Genomic DNA, 14,683 nt, shown 5'->3' on the forward strand with positions numbered 1-14,683 from the left:
ATTTAGCTCATGTTTATTCAAACGGCATTTAGCTTTTCAGGCGTTATTCAGTGCCTGTTTTGCCTTTTTTCCGGGCTTCGCCTGCATGGGCTGCGCAGGTTTTCAGTCTTTTTGGCCTCTAGCCCTTGCGTAGCAAGCGCAAGCAGCTATCGTTTTTGCAGTGCTGTGCCGCCTCGGTGGCGCAGCGTTTTTTCACGGTTAGCGCCCGTCGCCAAATTCAAGTTATCCGTTTTGGCTTCTGGTTCTAACATTTCGGTCAAGCCGACCCGCATTCTGCGGTCGGCTTACCTCGCCCGTTAGACATCATGAGGGAAGCGGTGACCATCGAAATTTCGAACCAACTATCAGAGGTGCTAAGCGTCATTGAGCGCCATCTGGAATCAACGTTGCTGGCCGTGCATTTGTACGGCTCCGCAGTGGATGGCGGCCTGAAGCCATACAGCGATATTGATTTGTTGGTTACTGTGGCCGTAAAGCTTGATGAAACGACGCGGCGAGCATTGCTCAATGACCTTATGGAGGCTTCGGCTTTCCCTGGCGAGAGCGAGACGCTCCGCGCTATAGAAGTCACCCTTGTCGTGCATGACGACATCATCCCGTGGCGTTATCCGGCTAAGCGCGAGCTGCAATTTGGAGAATGGCAGCGCAATGACATTCTTGCGGGTATCTTCGAGCCAGCCATGATCGACATTGATCTAGCTATCCTGCTTACAAAAGCAAGAGAACATAGCGTTGCCTTGGTAGGTCCGGCAGCGGAGGAATTCTTTGACCCGGTTCCTGAACAGGATCTATTCGAGGCGCTGAGGGAAACCTTGAAGCTATGGAACTCGCAGCCCGACTGGGCCGGCGATGAGCGAAATGTAGTGCTTACGTTGTCCCGCATTTGGTACAGCGCAATAACCGGCAAAATCGCGCCGAAGGATGTCGCTGCCGACTGGGCAATAAAACGCCTACCTGCCCAGTATCAGCCCGTCTTACTTGAAGCTAAGCAAGCTTATCTGGGACAAAAAGAAGATCACTTGGCCTCACGCGCAGATCACTTGGAAGAATTTATTCGCTTTGTGAAAGGCGAGATCATCAAGTCAGTTGGTAAATAATGTTACAATGTGGGAGTATCAGTTTAAATTCTTCGTGAAATAGTGTTCTTTTAAGCTAATAAAAAATGCACGTGGAATTTAGGTCAAAGAAAAGTAAAGAAAAATTTATTTATGGAGGTAAAAAAGGATGAGTCAAGTTGTTGATTTTTTAAATGAAGCAAAAACTTATTATTTTGCAACCGTTGAAGGAGACCAGCCAAGGGTCAGACCGTTTGGTGCAGCCATGGAGAGGAATGGCAAGGTCTATCTTGGTACAACCAATCAGAAAAAAGTTTATCAGCAGTTATTGGTAAATTCAAAGGTGGAAGTCTCAGGTATGGCAAAAGGAAAATGGATTCGGCTCACCGGCGAAGCCGTAATTGATGATACCGTGGAAGCAAGGGAAGCAATGCTTGAAGCAAATCCGCCTTTGAGAGATATGTATAGCGCTGATGATGGGAAATTCACCGTATTTTATTTGAAAAACATGCAGGCAGTTTTATATTCCTTTACAGGAGATCCGGAGATATTAGATAATTAATCAAAACATGCAGCCCAAGTGTAGAATGAACTGACCCCCATAAGTTAGACCAAAAATCTAACTTATGGGAGGTCATTTTTTATGGCAAAATACAGTTATGAATTTAAGTTACAAGTTGTTCAAGCATATTTAGATTTTTATTTTGTCCGTTTTGTCTAGCTTACCGAAAGCCAGACTCAGCAAGAATAAAATTTTTATTGTCTTTCGGTTTTCTAGTGTAACGGACAAAACCACTCAAAATAAAAAAGATACAAGAGAGGTCTCTCGGGCACTGTTGCAAAGTTAGCGATGAGGCAGCCTTTTGTCTTATTCAAAGGCCTTACATTTCAAAAACTCTGCTTACCAGGCGCATTTCGCCCAGGGGATCACCATAATAAAATGCTGAGGCCTGGCCTTTGCGTAGTGCACGCATCACCTCAATACCTTTGATGGTGGCGTAAGCCGTCTTCATGGATTTAAATCCCAGCGTGGCGTTGATTATCCGTTTCAGTTTGCCATGATCGCATTCAATCACGTTGTTCCGGTACTTAATCTGTCGGTGTTCAACGTCAGACGGGCACCGGCCTTCGCGTTTGAGCAGAGCAAGCGCGCGACCATAGGCGGGCGCTTTATCCGTGTTGATGAATCGTGGGATCTGCCACTTCTTCACGTTGTTGAGGATTTTACCCAGAAACCGGTATGCAGCTTTGCTGTTACGACGGGAGGAGAGATAAAAATCGACAGTGCGGCCCCGGCTGTCGACGGCCCGGTACAGATACGCCCAGCGGCCATTGACCTTCACGTAGGTTTCATCCATGTGCCACGGGCAAAGATCGGAAGGGTTACGCCAGTACCAGCGCAGCCGTTTTTCCATTTCAGGCGCATAACGCTGAACCCAGCGGTAAATCGTGGAGTGATCGACATTCACTCCGCGTTCAGCCAGCATCTCCTGCAGCTCACGGTAACTGATGCCGTATTTGCAGTACCAGCGTACGGCCCACAGAATGATGTCACGCTGAAAATGCCGGCCTTTGAATGGGTTCATGTGCAGCTCCATCAGCAAAAGGGGATGATAAGTTTATCACCACCGACTATTTGCAACAGTGCCCTCTGATGTTACATTGCACAAGATAAAAATATATCATCATGAACAATAAAACTGTCTGCTTACATAAACAGTAATACAAGGGGTGTTATGAGCCATATTCAACGGGAAACGTCTTGCTCGAGGCCGCGATTAAATTCCAACATGGATGCTGATTTATATGGGTATAAATGGGCTCGCGATAATGTCGGGCAATCAGGTGCGACAATCTATCGATTGTATGGGAAGCCCGATGCGCCAGAGTTGTTTCTGAAACATGGCAAAGGTAGCGTTGCCAATGATGTTACAGATGAGATGGTCAGACTAAACTGGCTGACGGAATTTATGCCTCTTCCGACCATCAAGCATTTTATCCGTACTCCTGATGATGCATGGTTACTCACCACTGCGATCCCCGGGAAAACAGCATTCCAGGTATTAGAAGAATATCCTGATTCAGGTGAAAATATTGTTGATGCGCTGGCAGTGTTCCTGCGCCGGTTGCATTCGATTCCTGTTTGTAATTGTCCTTTTAACAGCGATCGCGTATTTCGTCTCGCTCAGGCGCAATCACGAATGAATAACGGTTTGGTTGATGCGAGTGATTTTGATGACGAGCGTAATGGCTGGCCTGTTGAACAAGTCTGGAAAGAAATGCATAAGCTTTTGCCATTCTCACCGGATTCAGTCGTCACTCATGGTGATTTCTCACTTGATAACCTTATTTTTGACGAGGGGAAATTAATAGGTTGTATTGATGTTGGACGAGTCGGAATCGCAGACCGATACCAGGATCTTGCCATCCTATGGAACTGCCTCGGTGAGTTTTCTCCTTCATTACAGAAACGGCTTTTTCAAAAATATGGTATTGATAATCCTGATATGAATAAATTGCAGTTTCATTTGATGCTCGATGAGTTTTTCTAATCAGAATTGGTTAATTGGTTGTAACACTGGCAGAGCATTACGCTGACTTGACGGGACGGCGCTTCCCTACCCTCATGGCCGCCTCCCAGGAATCGACCCAGGTGCTTATCGTGGACATAATCCTTTACTCATAAATTGGCACTGTTGCAAAGTTAGCGATGAGGCAGCCTTTTGTCTTATTCAAAGGCCTTACATTTCAAAAACTCTGCTTACCAGGCGCATTTCGCCCAGGGGATCACCATAATAAAATGCTGAGGCCTGGCCTTTGCGTAGTGCACGCATCACCTCAATACCTTTGATGGTGGCGTAAGCCGTCTTCATGGATTTAAATCCCAGCGTGGCGCCGATTATCCGTTTCAGTTTGCCATGATCGCATTCAATCACGTTGTTCCGGTACTTAATCTGTCGGTGTTCAACGTCAGACGGGCACCGGCCTTCGCGTTTGAGCAGAGCAAGCGCGCGACCATAGGCGGGCGCTTTATCCGTGTTGATGAATCGCGGGATCTGCCACTTCTTCACGTTGTTGAGGATTTTACCCAGAAACCGGTATGCAGCTTTGCTGTTACGACGGGAGGAGAGATAAAAATCGACAGTGCGGCCCCGGCTGTCGACGGCCCGGTACAGATACGCCCAGCGGCCATTGACCTTCACGTAGGTTTCATCCATGTGCCACGGGCAAAGATCGGAAGGGTTACGCCAGTACCAGCGCAGCCGTTTTTCCATTTCAGGCGCATAACGCTGAACCCAGCGGTAAATCGTGGAGTGATCGACATTCACTCCGCGTTCAGCCAGCATCTCCTGCAGCTCACGGTAACTGATGCCGTATTTGCAGTACCAGCGTACGGCCCACAGAATGATGTCACGCTGAAAATGCCGGCCTTTGAATGGGTTCATGTGCAGCTCCATCAGCAAAAGGGGATGATAAGTTTATCACCACCGACTATTTGCAACAGTGCCGCAACAGCCATCACCAACACAACATCTTGTGCGCCGGCAGCTGATCGCGGCCACCATATCTAGTGTTTCAATTTTGGATTGCGCAATCCAAAATAGGCGTAAAAATAACGATGGTTTTCTTTACATGATTGGATTTGCTGGCCACTGTCATTTTCAGAAGACGACTGCACCAGACAACGCGGTTTGAAGGCTGTTGTGCAGTCGTCTATTGAACGAACAGTATCAGGAGTCCGCTGCACGAATGATGACCTCAAGCCGGTTCTGGTCGCGCTGGCGACCGATCAGCCCCTGGATGTGCGATACCGCGACCACGATCTTTCCGGCGATTGGGCGGGCTACCGCGAATGCTACATCAAGCCCGACCTGCTGCTGATCTACCGCAAGTCCGACGCCGACACCCTGCGACTGGCGCGGCTTGGCTCCCATAGCGAGCTGTTCGGCTGATGCCAGTCGCCTTGTCCGCCAAACGATCATTAGGCGGCCAAACCGGACGCCTGTCCGAAAACATCTTGCGCAACGGGATGACGGACAATAAGATAGGCGGACGGTATAACGGACAAATGGGCGGAAATGGCACTCATCGGCTATGCGCGGGTATCGACGGCGGAACAGGACACCGCCTTGCAGACGGATGCGCTGCGCAATGCAGGCTGCGAACGGGTTTTCGAGGACACGGCATCCGGGGCCAAGGCAGACCGGCCCGGCTTGGCCGATGCGCTGGCTTATCTGCGCGATGGCGATGTGCTGGTCGTCTGGCGGCTGGATCGGCTTGGCCGCTCCCTGCCGCACCTGATTGAGACGGTCGGCAAGCTGGAAGCACGGGGCGTCGGCTTCCGCTCGTTGACTGAAAACATCGACACCACCACGCCGGGCGGACGGCTCATCTTCCATGTGTTCGGTGCGCTGGGCCAGTTCGAGCGCGACCTGATCCGCGAGCGCACCAAGGCCGGGTTGACCGCTGCCGCCGCACGCGGGCGCAAAGGCGGACGCAAGCCGGTTGTCACTGCCGACAAGTTGCAACGAGCGCGGGAGCTTGTCGCCAACGGCTTGAATGTCCGCGAGGCCGCCGCACGCCTCAAGGTAGGAAAAACCGCTCTCTACGCTGCCTTGCAGGCGGCCAGTTCTGGCAGTGCAGCCGACTCCTGATATTTCGTGCAGTCGCCTTCTGAAAACGACAGGCGGCGCTCTTGTCTTTCATGGCGTAATGTCTCCGGTTCTAGTCGCAAGTATTCTATTTCATGCAACTAAAACACGCGACAAAAAACGCCAGGGAAAGGGCAGGGTGGTGTCGTTTTCAGAAGACGGCTGCACTGAACGTCAGAAGCCGACTGCACTATAGCAGCGGAGGGGTTGGATCCATCAGGCAACGACGGGCTGCTGCCGGCCATCAGCGGACGCAGGGAGGACTTTCCGCAACCGGCCGTTCGATGCGGCACCGATGGCCTTCGCGCAGGGGTAGTGAATCCGCCAGGATTGACTTGCGCTGCCCTACCTCTCACTAGTGAGGGGCGGCAGCGCATCAAGCGGTGAGCGCACTCCGGCACCGCCAACTTTCAGCACATGCGTGTAAATCATCGTCGTAGAGACGTCGGAATGGCCGAGCAGATCCTGCACGGTTCGAATGTCGTAACCGCTGCGGAGCAAGGCCGTCGCGAACGAGTGGCGGAGGGTGTGCGGTGTGGCGGGCTTCGTGATGCCTGCTTGTTCTACGGCACGTTTGAAGGCGCGCTGAAAGGTCTGGTCATACATGTGATGGCGACGCACGACACCGCTCCGTGGATCGGTCGAATGCGTGTGCTGCGCAAAAACCCAGAACCACGGCCAGGAATGCCCGGCGCGCGGATACTTCCGCTCAAGGGCGTCGGGAAGCGCAACGCCGCTGCGGCCCTCGGCCTGGTCCTTCAGCCACCATGCCCGTGCACGCGACAGCTGCTCGCGCAGGCTGGGTGCCAAGCTCTCGGGTAACATCAAGGCCCGATCCTTGGAGCCCTTGCCCTCCCGCACGATGATCGTGCCGTGATCGAAATCCAGATCCTTGACCCGCAGTTGCAAACCCTCACTGATCCGCATGCCCGTTCCATACAGAAGCTGGGCGAACAAACGATGCTCGCCTTCCAGAAAACCGAGGATGCGAACCACTTCATCCGGGGTCAGCACCACCGGCAAGCGCCGCGACGGCCGAGGTCTTCCGATCTCCTGAAGCCAGGGCAGATCCGTGCACAGCACCTTGCCGTAGAAGAACAGCAAGGCCGCCAATGCCTGACGATGCGTGGAGACCGAAACCTTGCGCTCGTTCGCCAGCCAGGACAGAAATGCCTCGACTTCGCTGCTGCCCAAGGTTGCCGGGTGACGCACACCGTGGAAACGGATGAAGGCACGAACCCAGTGGACATAAGCCTGTTCGGTTGGTAAGCTGTAAAGTTAGATGCACTAAGCACATAATTGCTCACAGCCAAACTATCAGGTCAAGTCTGCTTTTATTATTTTTAAGCGTGCATAATAAGCCCTACACAAATTGGGAGTTAGACATCATGAGCAACGCAAAAACAAAGTTAGGCATCACAAAGTACAGCATCGTGACCAACAGCAACGATTCCGTCACACTGCGCCTCATGACTGAGCATGACCTTGCGATGCTCTATGAGTGGCTAAATCGATCTCATATCGTCGAGTGGTGGGGCGGAGAAGAAGCACGCCCGACACTTGCTGACGTACAGGAACAGTACTTGCCAAGCGTTTTAGCGCAAGAGTCCGTCACTCCATACATTGCAATGCTGAATGGAGAGCCGATTGGGTATGCCCAGTCGTACGTTGCTCTTGGAAGCGGGGACGGAAGGTGGGAAGAAGAAACCGATCCAGGAGTACGCGGAATAGACCAGTTACTGGCGAATGCATCACAACTGGGCAAAGGCTTGGGAACCAAGCTGGTTCGAGCTCTGGTTGAGTTGCTGTTCAATGATCCCGAGGTCACCAAGATCCAAACGGACCCGTCGCCGAGCAACTTGCGAGCGATCCGATGCTACGAGAAAGCGGGGTTTGAGAGGCAAGGTACCGTAACCACCCCATATGGTCCAGCCGTGTACATGGTTCAAACACGCCAGGCATTCGAGCGAACACGCAGTGATGCCTAACCCTTCCATCGAGGGGGACGTCCAAGGGCTGGCGCCCTTGGCCGCCCCTCATGTCAAACGTTGGGCGAACCCGGAGCCTCATTAATTGTTAGCCGTTAAAATTAAGCCCTTTACCAAACCAATACTTATTATGAAAAACACAATACATATCAACTTCGCTATTTTTTTAATAATTGCAAATATTATCTACAGCAGCGCCAGTGCATCAACAGATATCTCTACTGTTGCATCTCCATTATTTGAAGGAACTGAAGGTTGTTTTTTACTTTACGATGCATCCACAAACGCTGAAATTGCTCAATTCAATAAAGCAAAGTGTGCAACGCAAATGGCACCAGATTCAACTTTCAAGATCGCATTATCACTTATGGCATTTGATGCGGAAATAATAGATCAGAAAACCATATTCAAATGGGATAAAACCCCCAAAGGAATGGAGATCTGGAACAGCAATCATACACCAAAGACGTGGATGCAATTTTCTGTTGTTTGGGTTTCGCAAGAAATAACCCAAAAAATTGGATTAAATAAAATCAAGAATTATCTCAAAGATTTTGATTATGGAAATCAAGACTTCTCTGGAGATAAAGAAAGAAACAACGGATTAACAGAAGCATGGCTCGAAAGTAGCTTAAAAATTTCACCAGAAGAACAAATTCAATTCCTGCGTAAAATTATTAATCACAATCTCCCAGTTAAAAACTCAGCCATAGAAAACACCATAGAGAACATGTATCTACAAGATCTGGATAATAGTACAAAACTGTATGGGAAAACTGGTGCAGGATTCACAGCAAATAGAACCTTACAAAACGGATGGTTTGAAGGGTTTATTATAAGCAAATCAGGACATAAATATGTTTTTGTGTCCGCACTTACAGGAAACTTGGGGTCGAATTTAACATCAAGCATAAAAGCCAAGAAAAATGCGATCACCATTCTAAACACACTAAATTTATAAAAAATCTAATGGCAAAATCGCCCAACCCTTCAATCAAGTCGGGACGGCCAAAAGCAAGCTTTTGGCTCCCCTCGCTGGCGCTCGGCGCCCCTTATTTCAAACGTTAGACGGCAAAGTCACAGACCGCGGGATCTCTTATGACCAACTACTTTGATAGCCCCTTCAAAGGCAAGCTGCTTTCTGAGCAAGTGAAGAACCCCAATATCAAAGTTGGGCGGTACAGCTATTACTCTGGCTACTATCATGGGCACTCATTCGATGACTGCGCACGGTATCTGTTTCCGGACCGTGATGACGTTGATAAGTTGATCATCGGTAGTTTCTGCTCTATCGGGAGTGGGGCTTCCTTTATCATGGCTGGCAATCAGGGGCATCGGTACGACTGGGCATCATCTTTCCCGTTCTTTTATATGCAGGAAGAACCTGCATTCTCAAGCGCACTCGATGCCTTCCAAAAAGCAGGTAATACTGTCATTGGCAATGACGTTTGGATCGGCTCTGAGGCAATGGTCATGCCCGGAATCAAGATCGGGCACGGTGCGGTGATAGGCAGCCGCTCGTTGGTGACAAAAGATGTGGAGCCTTACGCTATCGTTGGCGGCAATCCCGCTAAGAAGATTAAGAAACGCTTCACCGATGAGGAAATTTCATTGCTTCTGGAGATGGAGTGGTGGAATTGGTCACTGGAGAAGATCAAAGCGGCAATGCCCATGCTGTGCTCGTCTAATATTGTTGGCCTGCACAAGTATTGGCTCGAGTTTGCCGTCTAACAATTCAATCAAGCCGATGCCGCTTCGCGGCACGGCTTATTTCAGGCGTTATGCAGCCAAATCCCAACAATTAAGGGTCTTAAAATGGTAAAAGATTGGATTCCCATCTCTCATGATAATTACAAGCAGGTGCAAGGACCGTTCTATCATGGAACCAAAGCCAATTTGGCGATTGGTGACTTGCTAACCACAGGGTTCATCTCTCATTTCGAGGACGGTCGTATTCTTAAGCACATCTACTTTTCAGCCTTGATGGAGCCAGCAGTTTGGGGAGCTGAACTTGCTATGTCACTGTCTGGCCTCGAGGGTCGCGGCTACATATACATAGTTGAGCCAACAGGACCGTTCGAAGACGATCCGAATCTTACGAACAAAAGATTTCCCGGTAATCCAACACAGTCCTATAGAACCTGCGAACCCTTGAGAATTGTTGGCGTTGTTGAAGACTGGGAGGGGCATCCTGTTGAATTAATAAGGGGAATGTTGGATTCGTTGGAGGACTTAAAGCGCCGTGGTTTACACGTCATTGAAGACTAGTCCTTTGCATAACAAAGCCATCAAACCGGACGCCAGAGATTCCGCGCCTGTTGCGCATGGCTTCGCCATTTTATGCGCAATAGGCGCGCCACCCTGTCGCCGTTTATGGCGGCGTTAGATGCACTAAGCACATAATTGCTCACAGCCAAACTATCAGGTCAAGTCTGCTTTTATTATTTTTAAGCGTGCATAATAAGCCCTACACAAATTGGGAGATATATCATGAAAGGCTGGCTTTTTCTTGTTATCGCAATAGTTGGCGAAGTAATCGCAACATCCGCATTAAAATCTAGCGAGGGCTTTACTAAGCTTGCCCCTTCCGCCGTTGTCATAATCGGTTATGGCATCGCATTTTATTTTCTTTCTCTGGTTCTGAAATCCATCCCTGTCGGTGTTGCTTATGCAGTCTGGTCGGGACTCGGCGTCGTCATAATTACAGCCATTGCCTGGTTGCTTCATGGGCAAAAGCTTGATGCGTGGGGCTTTGTAGGTATGGGGCTCATAATTGCTGCCTTTTTGCTCGCCCGATCCCCATCGTGGAAGTCGCTGCGGAGGCCGACGCCATGGTGACGGTGTTCGGCATTCTGAATCTCACCGAGGACTCCTTCTTCGATGAGAGCCGGCGGCTAGACCCCGCCGGCGCTGTCACCGCGGCGATCGAAATGCTGCGAGTCGGATCAGACGTCGTGGATGTCGGACCGGCCGCCAGCCATCCGGACGCGAGGCCTGTATCGCCGGCCGATGAGATCAGACGTATTGCGCCGCTCTTAGACGCCCTGTCCGATCAGATGCACCGTGTTTCAATCGACAGCTTCCAACCGGAAACCCAGCGCTATGCGCTCAAGCGCGGCGTGGGCTACCTGAACGATATCCAAGGATTTCCTGACCCTGCGCTCTATCCCGATATTGCTGAGGCGGACTGCAGGCTGGTGGTTATGCACTCAGCGCAGCGGGATGGCATCGCCACCCGCACCGGTCACCTTCGACCCGAAGACGCGCTCGACGAGATTGTGCGGTTCTTCGAGGCGCGGGTTTCCGCCTTGCGACGGAGCGGGGTCGCTGCCGACCGGCTCATCCTCGATCCGGGGATGGGATTTTTCTTGAGCCCCGCACCGGAAACATCGCTGCACGTGCTGTCGAACCTTCAAAAGCTGAAGTCGGCGTTGGGGCTTCCGCTATTGGTCTCGGTGTCGCGGAAATCCTTCTTGGGCGCCACCGTTGGCCTTCCTGTAAAGGATCTGGGTCCAGCGAGCCTTGCGGCGGAACTTCACGCGATCGGCAATGGCGCTGACTACGTCCGCACCCACGCGCCTGGAGATCTGCGAAGCGCAATCACCTTCTCGGAAACCCTCGCGAAATTTCGCAGTCGCGACGCCAGAGACCGAGGGTTAGATCATGCCTAGCATTCACCTTCCGGCCGCCCGCTAGCGGACCCTGGTCAGGTTCCGCGAAGGGGCACTGTTGCAAAGTTAGCGATGAGGCAGCCTTTTGTCTTATTCAAAGGCCTTACATTTCAAAAACTCTGCTTACCAGGCGCATTTCGCCCAGGGGATCACCATAATAAAATGCTGAGGCCTGGCCTTTGCGTAGTGCACGCATCACCTCAATACCTTTGATGGTGGCGTAAGCCGTCTTCATGGATTTAAATCCCAGCGTGGCGCCGATTATCCGTTTCAGTTTGCCATGATCGCATTCAATCACGTTGTTCCGGTACTTAATCTGTCGGTGTTCAACGTCAGACGGGCACCGGCCTTCGCGTTTGAGCAGAGCAAGCGCGCGACCATAGGCGGGCGCTTTATCCGTGTTGATGAATCGCGGGATCTGCCACTTCTTCACGTTGTTGAGGATTTTACCCAGAAACCGGTATGCAGCTTTGCTGTTACGACGGGAGGAGAGATAAAAATCGACAGTGCGGCCCCGGCTGTCGACGGCCCGGTACAGATACGCCCAGCGGCCATTGACCTTCACGTAGGTTTCATCCATGTGCCACGGGCAAAGATCGGAAGGGTTACGCCAGTACCAGCGCAGCCGTTTTTCCATTTCAGGCGCATAACGCTGAACCCAGCGGTAAATCGTGGAGTGATCGACATTCACTCCGCGTTCAGCCAGCATCTCCTGCAGCTCACGGTAACTGATGCCGTATTTGCAGTACCAGCGTACGGCCCACAGAATGATGTCACGCTGAAAATGCCGGCCTTTGAATGGGTTCATGTGCAGCTCCATCAGCAAAAGGGGATGATAAGTTTATCACCACCGACTATTTGCAACAGTGCCTCTACTCTTGCCACAGGTTTACGAGTAGGTGATTTGGGAGGAAGCGTCTTAGCCTTTGAAGTTGGCGCGAAGGAGAGAATGGCACTCCGTGCAACGCATTAATTACCGCGGATATCCGCCATCACCTACTTGCGCCTGTGTGTACCATTTCATCAGCTCTGCAGTTCCCGGCTCGTTTTCGGCGGGGGCCCATGGGGCGGCATCTTGATCAGCAACAGGCTGGTACCTACCGTGTTTTACCTCAAAAATAACGCCGCCTTCATCCAGTGACAATACGGTATGCCAGGTGCCTGCATCCATCTCCAGCACTTTACAGTCCTCACCTAACACGACGCGCTGGGTCAGGTTACCCAGGTCATCAAAGTTCAATACCAAAAAGCGACCGGTAAGGGATGTCAGCAGTTCAAAAGTATGCGGGTGGCGATGAGGGCGAACATAAGTTCCCGGTTCCATAGCAATAGCCAGACGCTGCACCGGGTCGCTCAATTCAGGGTGGAAATTATGATGGGCACGTAAGCGGGGGGAATTTGCGGCTTGTGCGCTTTGCTTGCGTAGGTCGTTGAAAGTAAGTTGTTTCATATTATAAGCCTTATTGCATTCTTGCAGCTTACGGCAACCAGGTTGCCGTAAGGCTTTTTGTTATACTAACAATCGATTAGCCACGGCATTCGCGGAACAAATCGCGGTCAGGATTATAGACGCTGGTGCTTACGTCCCACAGCCCCAAAATCGATGAGAACAGGTTGTCGTGGGAATATGATTTTTTCGCCGCATTATTTTCAAGGCAAGACATGTTGATGTGTTTCCCGGCGATAAAGCCCGGTGACATCCAGACCTGCATCGGAATATGCGTCTGCTGATCCGGTGCCAGTTTGTACGGCGTGCCGTGCAGATATAGCCCGCTTTCGCCCAATGATTCACCATGATCGGACACATAAAGCAGCACGGTGTTGTACTGATCGCTGTAATTTTTTAGCTTTTCAATCATCTCAGCTAATACATAGTCTGTATAACGAAGGGTGTTGTCGTAGGTGTTGACCAATTGTTCCTGAGTACAGTTTTCGATATCGCTACGTGCACATTCGGGCATGAAGTGGCGATGCTCAGCCGGATAACGCAGGTAATAAGTCGGTCCATGGCTGCCAATGATATGGAAGGCGACAAGCTTATCACCTGGCATTTTGGCGATTTCATCATCAAGGTTTTCCAGCATCACCTCGTCATGGCACGTTTTGCCATCGCACAGTTTCGGGTTATCACTAGGCTTAATTTCGACAGTCGGGATGCGGCTACATACGCCTTTACAACCGCCATCGTTCTCTTTCCATAACAGCGAGACACCGGTTTTCTGCACGATGTCGAGGAAATTTTCACTGTTAGATGCTTTTTTACTGTCGTACTCGGTGCGATTCATATTCGAGAACATGCACGGAACGGATATTGCGGTAGCGGTACCGCAGGAATGCATATTTTTAAACGAAATAACGCCGCCGGATTTGCTGGTAAAGGCATTGGTATCACGCGAATAACCGTTCATCGAGAAATTCTGGCTGCGTGCCGTTTCGCCAATCACCAGGAACATCAGCGTGGGTTTTTCGTGAGCGACGACGCGTTTAGCATCATTCCCCAGCGTCTGGAAAGGCACTTTAGTCGTAAAGTACGTATCCTTAACATACTGGAAAGTGCTGTAAGCGTAGTTCGCCGGGATGATCTCTTTATTCAATGTCGAGTTATTGCGGCCGACAGAGGCATAATCCTGATAATAAAGTGCGGCAACACCTGCAATCAAACTCAACGATGCCAGCACGGAGAGCAAACGGTAAGCAATGCCTTTATACCATTTTTCAGGATATTGAATTTTTATTGAAAAAAGGAGGATGGCAGGAAGGATACCGGTAAAGACGAACCATATAATAATTGAGCCATTAAGATAGGAATGCGCTTCCTGGGGGTTAGTTTCAATAATGTTTTGAATCATCGTTTGATCAAACATTACTTTATATTTTAGTGTCGAATAACTGACCAGTGAGCCAGTGATAAACAGTAAAGCAAAGAAAGGTTTCAGCAGAAAACGAACTGAGAAAGGCATAAAAACAACGTTAAGCGCCGCAACCAGAACAAAGGGAATAGAAATGACAAAACCAATTTTGACATGCTCTAAATGCGACAAAATCTCGTAAAAATGCAGCAATATTGGCCAGTTAAGTAAAAACGCAAAGATCATTGCCAGAAGTAAAACCAGCGGAATAACTTTCACCCTGAAAAGTACAGGCATTAACACCTCCGGAAAATAGTAAACCAGTAAAAACATTGATGATAATTACAACAATTCAATCTAATATTATGATTGCCTTATTCGCTGCAAAGCAGAGATTATCATTCTGAAATCTTAGGTTAACCTTAACGAGGCTTTGTTGAATAAATCAGATTTCGGGTAAGTCTCCCC

Annotated in this window: 17 protein-coding genes and 1 pseudogene; 12 read left to right on the forward strand and 6 right to left on the reverse strand. The window is 50.1% G+C overall.

Going from position 1 to position 14,683, the window contains the following annotated elements:
* Positions 1 to 9: 9 nt before the first annotated feature.
* The 3 genes from QEN31_RS24355 to QEN31_RS24365 all read left to right on the forward strand — a co-directional run bounded on the left by QEN31_RS24355 (position 10) and on the right by QEN31_RS24365 (position 1,617).
* On the forward strand, positions 10 to 300 hold the full coding sequence (locus QEN31_RS24355; protein WP_001336345.1) for a DUF1010 domain-containing protein: 291 nt from the start codon (positions 10 to 12) through the stop codon (positions 298 to 300).
* Positions 301 to 305: 5 nt separating this feature from the next.
* Positions 306 to 1,097 (forward strand): ANT(3'')-Ia family aminoglycoside nucleotidyltransferase AadA2, encoded by a 792-nt coding sequence (locus QEN31_RS24360; protein ID WP_001206356.1) that lies wholly within the window; start codon positions 306 to 308, stop codon positions 1,095 to 1,097.
* Positions 1,098 to 1,224: 127 nt separating this feature from the next.
* Positions 1,225 to 1,617 (forward strand): pyridoxamine 5'-phosphate oxidase family protein, encoded by a 393-nt coding sequence (locus QEN31_RS24365; RefSeq protein ID WP_124726123.1) that lies wholly within the window; start codon positions 1,225 to 1,227, stop codon positions 1,615 to 1,617.
* Positions 1,618 to 1,936: 319 nt separating this feature from the next.
* On the opposite strand, the gene QEN31_RS24370 is transcribed toward QEN31_RS24365, so the two are convergent.
* Entirely contained in the window at positions 1,937 to 2,641 is a 705-nt protein-coding gene (locus QEN31_RS24370) for an IS6-like element IS26 family transposase (RefSeq protein ID WP_001067858.1), read from the reverse strand.
* Positions 2,642 to 2,791: 150 nt separating this feature from the next.
* On the opposite strand from QEN31_RS24370, the gene aph(3')-Ia reads away from it, so the two are divergent.
* Positions 2,792 to 3,607, forward strand: a complete 816-nt coding sequence (gene aph(3')-Ia / locus QEN31_RS24375) for an aminoglycoside O-phosphotransferase APH(3')-Ia (protein WP_000018329.1) — start codon at positions 2,792 to 2,794, stop codon at positions 3,605 to 3,607.
* A 189-nt stretch (positions 3,608 to 3,796) separates the two neighbouring features.
* Here aph(3')-Ia and QEN31_RS24380 read toward each other — a convergent pair whose 3' ends face one another.
* On the reverse strand, positions 3,797 to 4,501 hold the full coding sequence (locus QEN31_RS24380; protein WP_001067855.1) for an IS6-like element IS26 family transposase: 705 nt from the start codon (positions 4,499 to 4,501) through the stop codon (positions 3,797 to 3,799).
* A 258-nt stretch (positions 4,502 to 4,759) separates the two neighbouring features.
* On the opposite strand from QEN31_RS24380, the gene QEN31_RS24385 reads away from it, so the two are divergent.
* Both QEN31_RS24385 and QEN31_RS24390 read left to right on the forward strand, forming a co-directional pair.
* Positions 4,760 to 5,008 (forward strand): type II toxin-antitoxin system YafQ family toxin, encoded by a 249-nt coding sequence (locus QEN31_RS24385; RefSeq protein ID WP_011191340.1) that lies wholly within the window; start codon positions 4,760 to 4,762, stop codon positions 5,006 to 5,008.
* A 126-nt stretch (positions 5,009 to 5,134) separates the two neighbouring features.
* Positions 5,135 to 5,710 (forward strand): recombinase family protein, encoded by a 576-nt coding sequence (locus QEN31_RS24390; RefSeq protein ID WP_001173919.1) that lies wholly within the window; start codon positions 5,135 to 5,137, stop codon positions 5,708 to 5,710.
* A gap of 342 nt (positions 5,711 to 6,052) precedes the next feature.
* Here QEN31_RS24390 and intI1 read toward each other — a convergent pair.
* A pseudogene (intI1, locus tag QEN31_RS24395) lies at positions 6,053 to 6,982 on the reverse strand (class 1 integron integrase IntI1); the annotation flags it as partial.
* A 158-nt stretch (positions 6,983 to 7,140) separates the two neighbouring features.
* Between intI1 and QEN31_RS24400 the strand changes: the two are divergent.
* The 6 genes from QEN31_RS24400 to sul1 all read left to right on the forward strand — a co-directional run bounded on the left by QEN31_RS24400 (position 7,141) and on the right by sul1 (position 11,366).
* On the forward strand, positions 7,141 to 7,695 hold the full coding sequence (locus QEN31_RS24400; protein WP_063840321.1) for a fluoroquinolone-acetylating aminoglycoside 6'-N-acetyltransferase AAC(6')-Ib-cr5: 555 nt from the start codon (positions 7,141 to 7,143) through the stop codon (positions 7,693 to 7,695).
* 130 nt (positions 7,696 to 7,825) lie between these two features.
* Positions 7,826 to 8,656: an oxacillin-hydrolyzing class D beta-lactamase OXA-1 gene (locus tag QEN31_RS24405; protein ID WP_001334766.1), complete on the forward strand. Its 831-nt coding sequence runs from the start codon at positions 7,826 to 7,828 to the stop codon at positions 8,654 to 8,656.
* Between the two features lie 137 nt (positions 8,657 to 8,793).
* Positions 8,794 to 9,426, forward strand: a complete 633-nt coding sequence (locus tag QEN31_RS24410) for a type B-3 chloramphenicol O-acetyltransferase CatB3 (protein WP_000186237.1) — start codon at positions 8,794 to 8,796, stop codon at positions 9,424 to 9,426.
* A gap of 84 nt (positions 9,427 to 9,510) precedes the next feature.
* Complete coding sequence (locus QEN31_RS24415; protein ID WP_001749986.1) at positions 9,511 to 9,963, forward strand: NAD(+)--rifampin ADP-ribosyltransferase Arr-3; 453 nt, start codon at positions 9,511 to 9,513, stop codon at positions 9,961 to 9,963.
* 222 nt (positions 9,964 to 10,185) lie between these two features.
* Positions 10,186 to 10,533 (forward strand): quaternary ammonium compound efflux SMR transporter QacE delta 1, encoded by a 348-nt coding sequence (locus tag QEN31_RS24420; RefSeq protein ID WP_000679427.1) that lies wholly within the window; start codon positions 10,186 to 10,188, stop codon positions 10,531 to 10,533.
* Positions 10,527 to 11,366 carry a sulfonamide-resistant dihydropteroate synthase Sul1 gene (sul1, locus tag QEN31_RS24425; RefSeq protein ID WP_000259031.1) on the forward strand — a complete coding sequence of 280 codons (840 nt, stop codon included), beginning with the start codon at positions 10,527 to 10,529 and terminating at the stop codon, positions 11,364 to 11,366. The genes QEN31_RS24420 and sul1 overlap by 7 nt, the downstream gene beginning before the upstream one ends.
* A gap of 103 nt (positions 11,367 to 11,469) precedes the next feature.
* On the opposite strand, the gene QEN31_RS24430 is transcribed toward sul1, so the two are convergent.
* The 3 genes from QEN31_RS24430 to QEN31_RS24440 form a co-directional block, all read right to left on the reverse strand.
* Positions 11,470 to 12,174 carry an IS6-like element IS26 family transposase gene (locus QEN31_RS24430; protein ID WP_001067855.1) on the reverse strand — a complete coding sequence of 235 codons (705 nt, stop codon included), beginning with the start codon at positions 12,172 to 12,174 and terminating at the stop codon, positions 11,470 to 11,472.
* A gap of 165 nt (positions 12,175 to 12,339) precedes the next feature.
* Complete coding sequence (locus QEN31_RS24435; RefSeq protein ID WP_001572372.1) at positions 12,340 to 12,816, reverse strand: WbuC family cupin fold metalloprotein; 477 nt, start codon at positions 12,814 to 12,816, stop codon at positions 12,340 to 12,342.
* A 76-nt stretch (positions 12,817 to 12,892) separates the two neighbouring features.
* Positions 12,893 to 14,512: a phosphoethanolamine--lipid A transferase MCR-9.1 gene (locus tag QEN31_RS24440; RefSeq protein ID WP_001572373.1), complete on the reverse strand. Its 1,620-nt coding sequence runs from the start codon at positions 14,510 to 14,512 to the stop codon at positions 12,893 to 12,895.
* Between the last annotated feature and the right edge of the window lie 171 nt (positions 14,513 to 14,683).

The organism is Salmonella sp. SA15303 (assembly GCF_029962125.1).
Lineage (GTDB): Bacteria > Pseudomonadota > Gammaproteobacteria > Enterobacterales > Enterobacteriaceae > Salmonella > Salmonella enterica.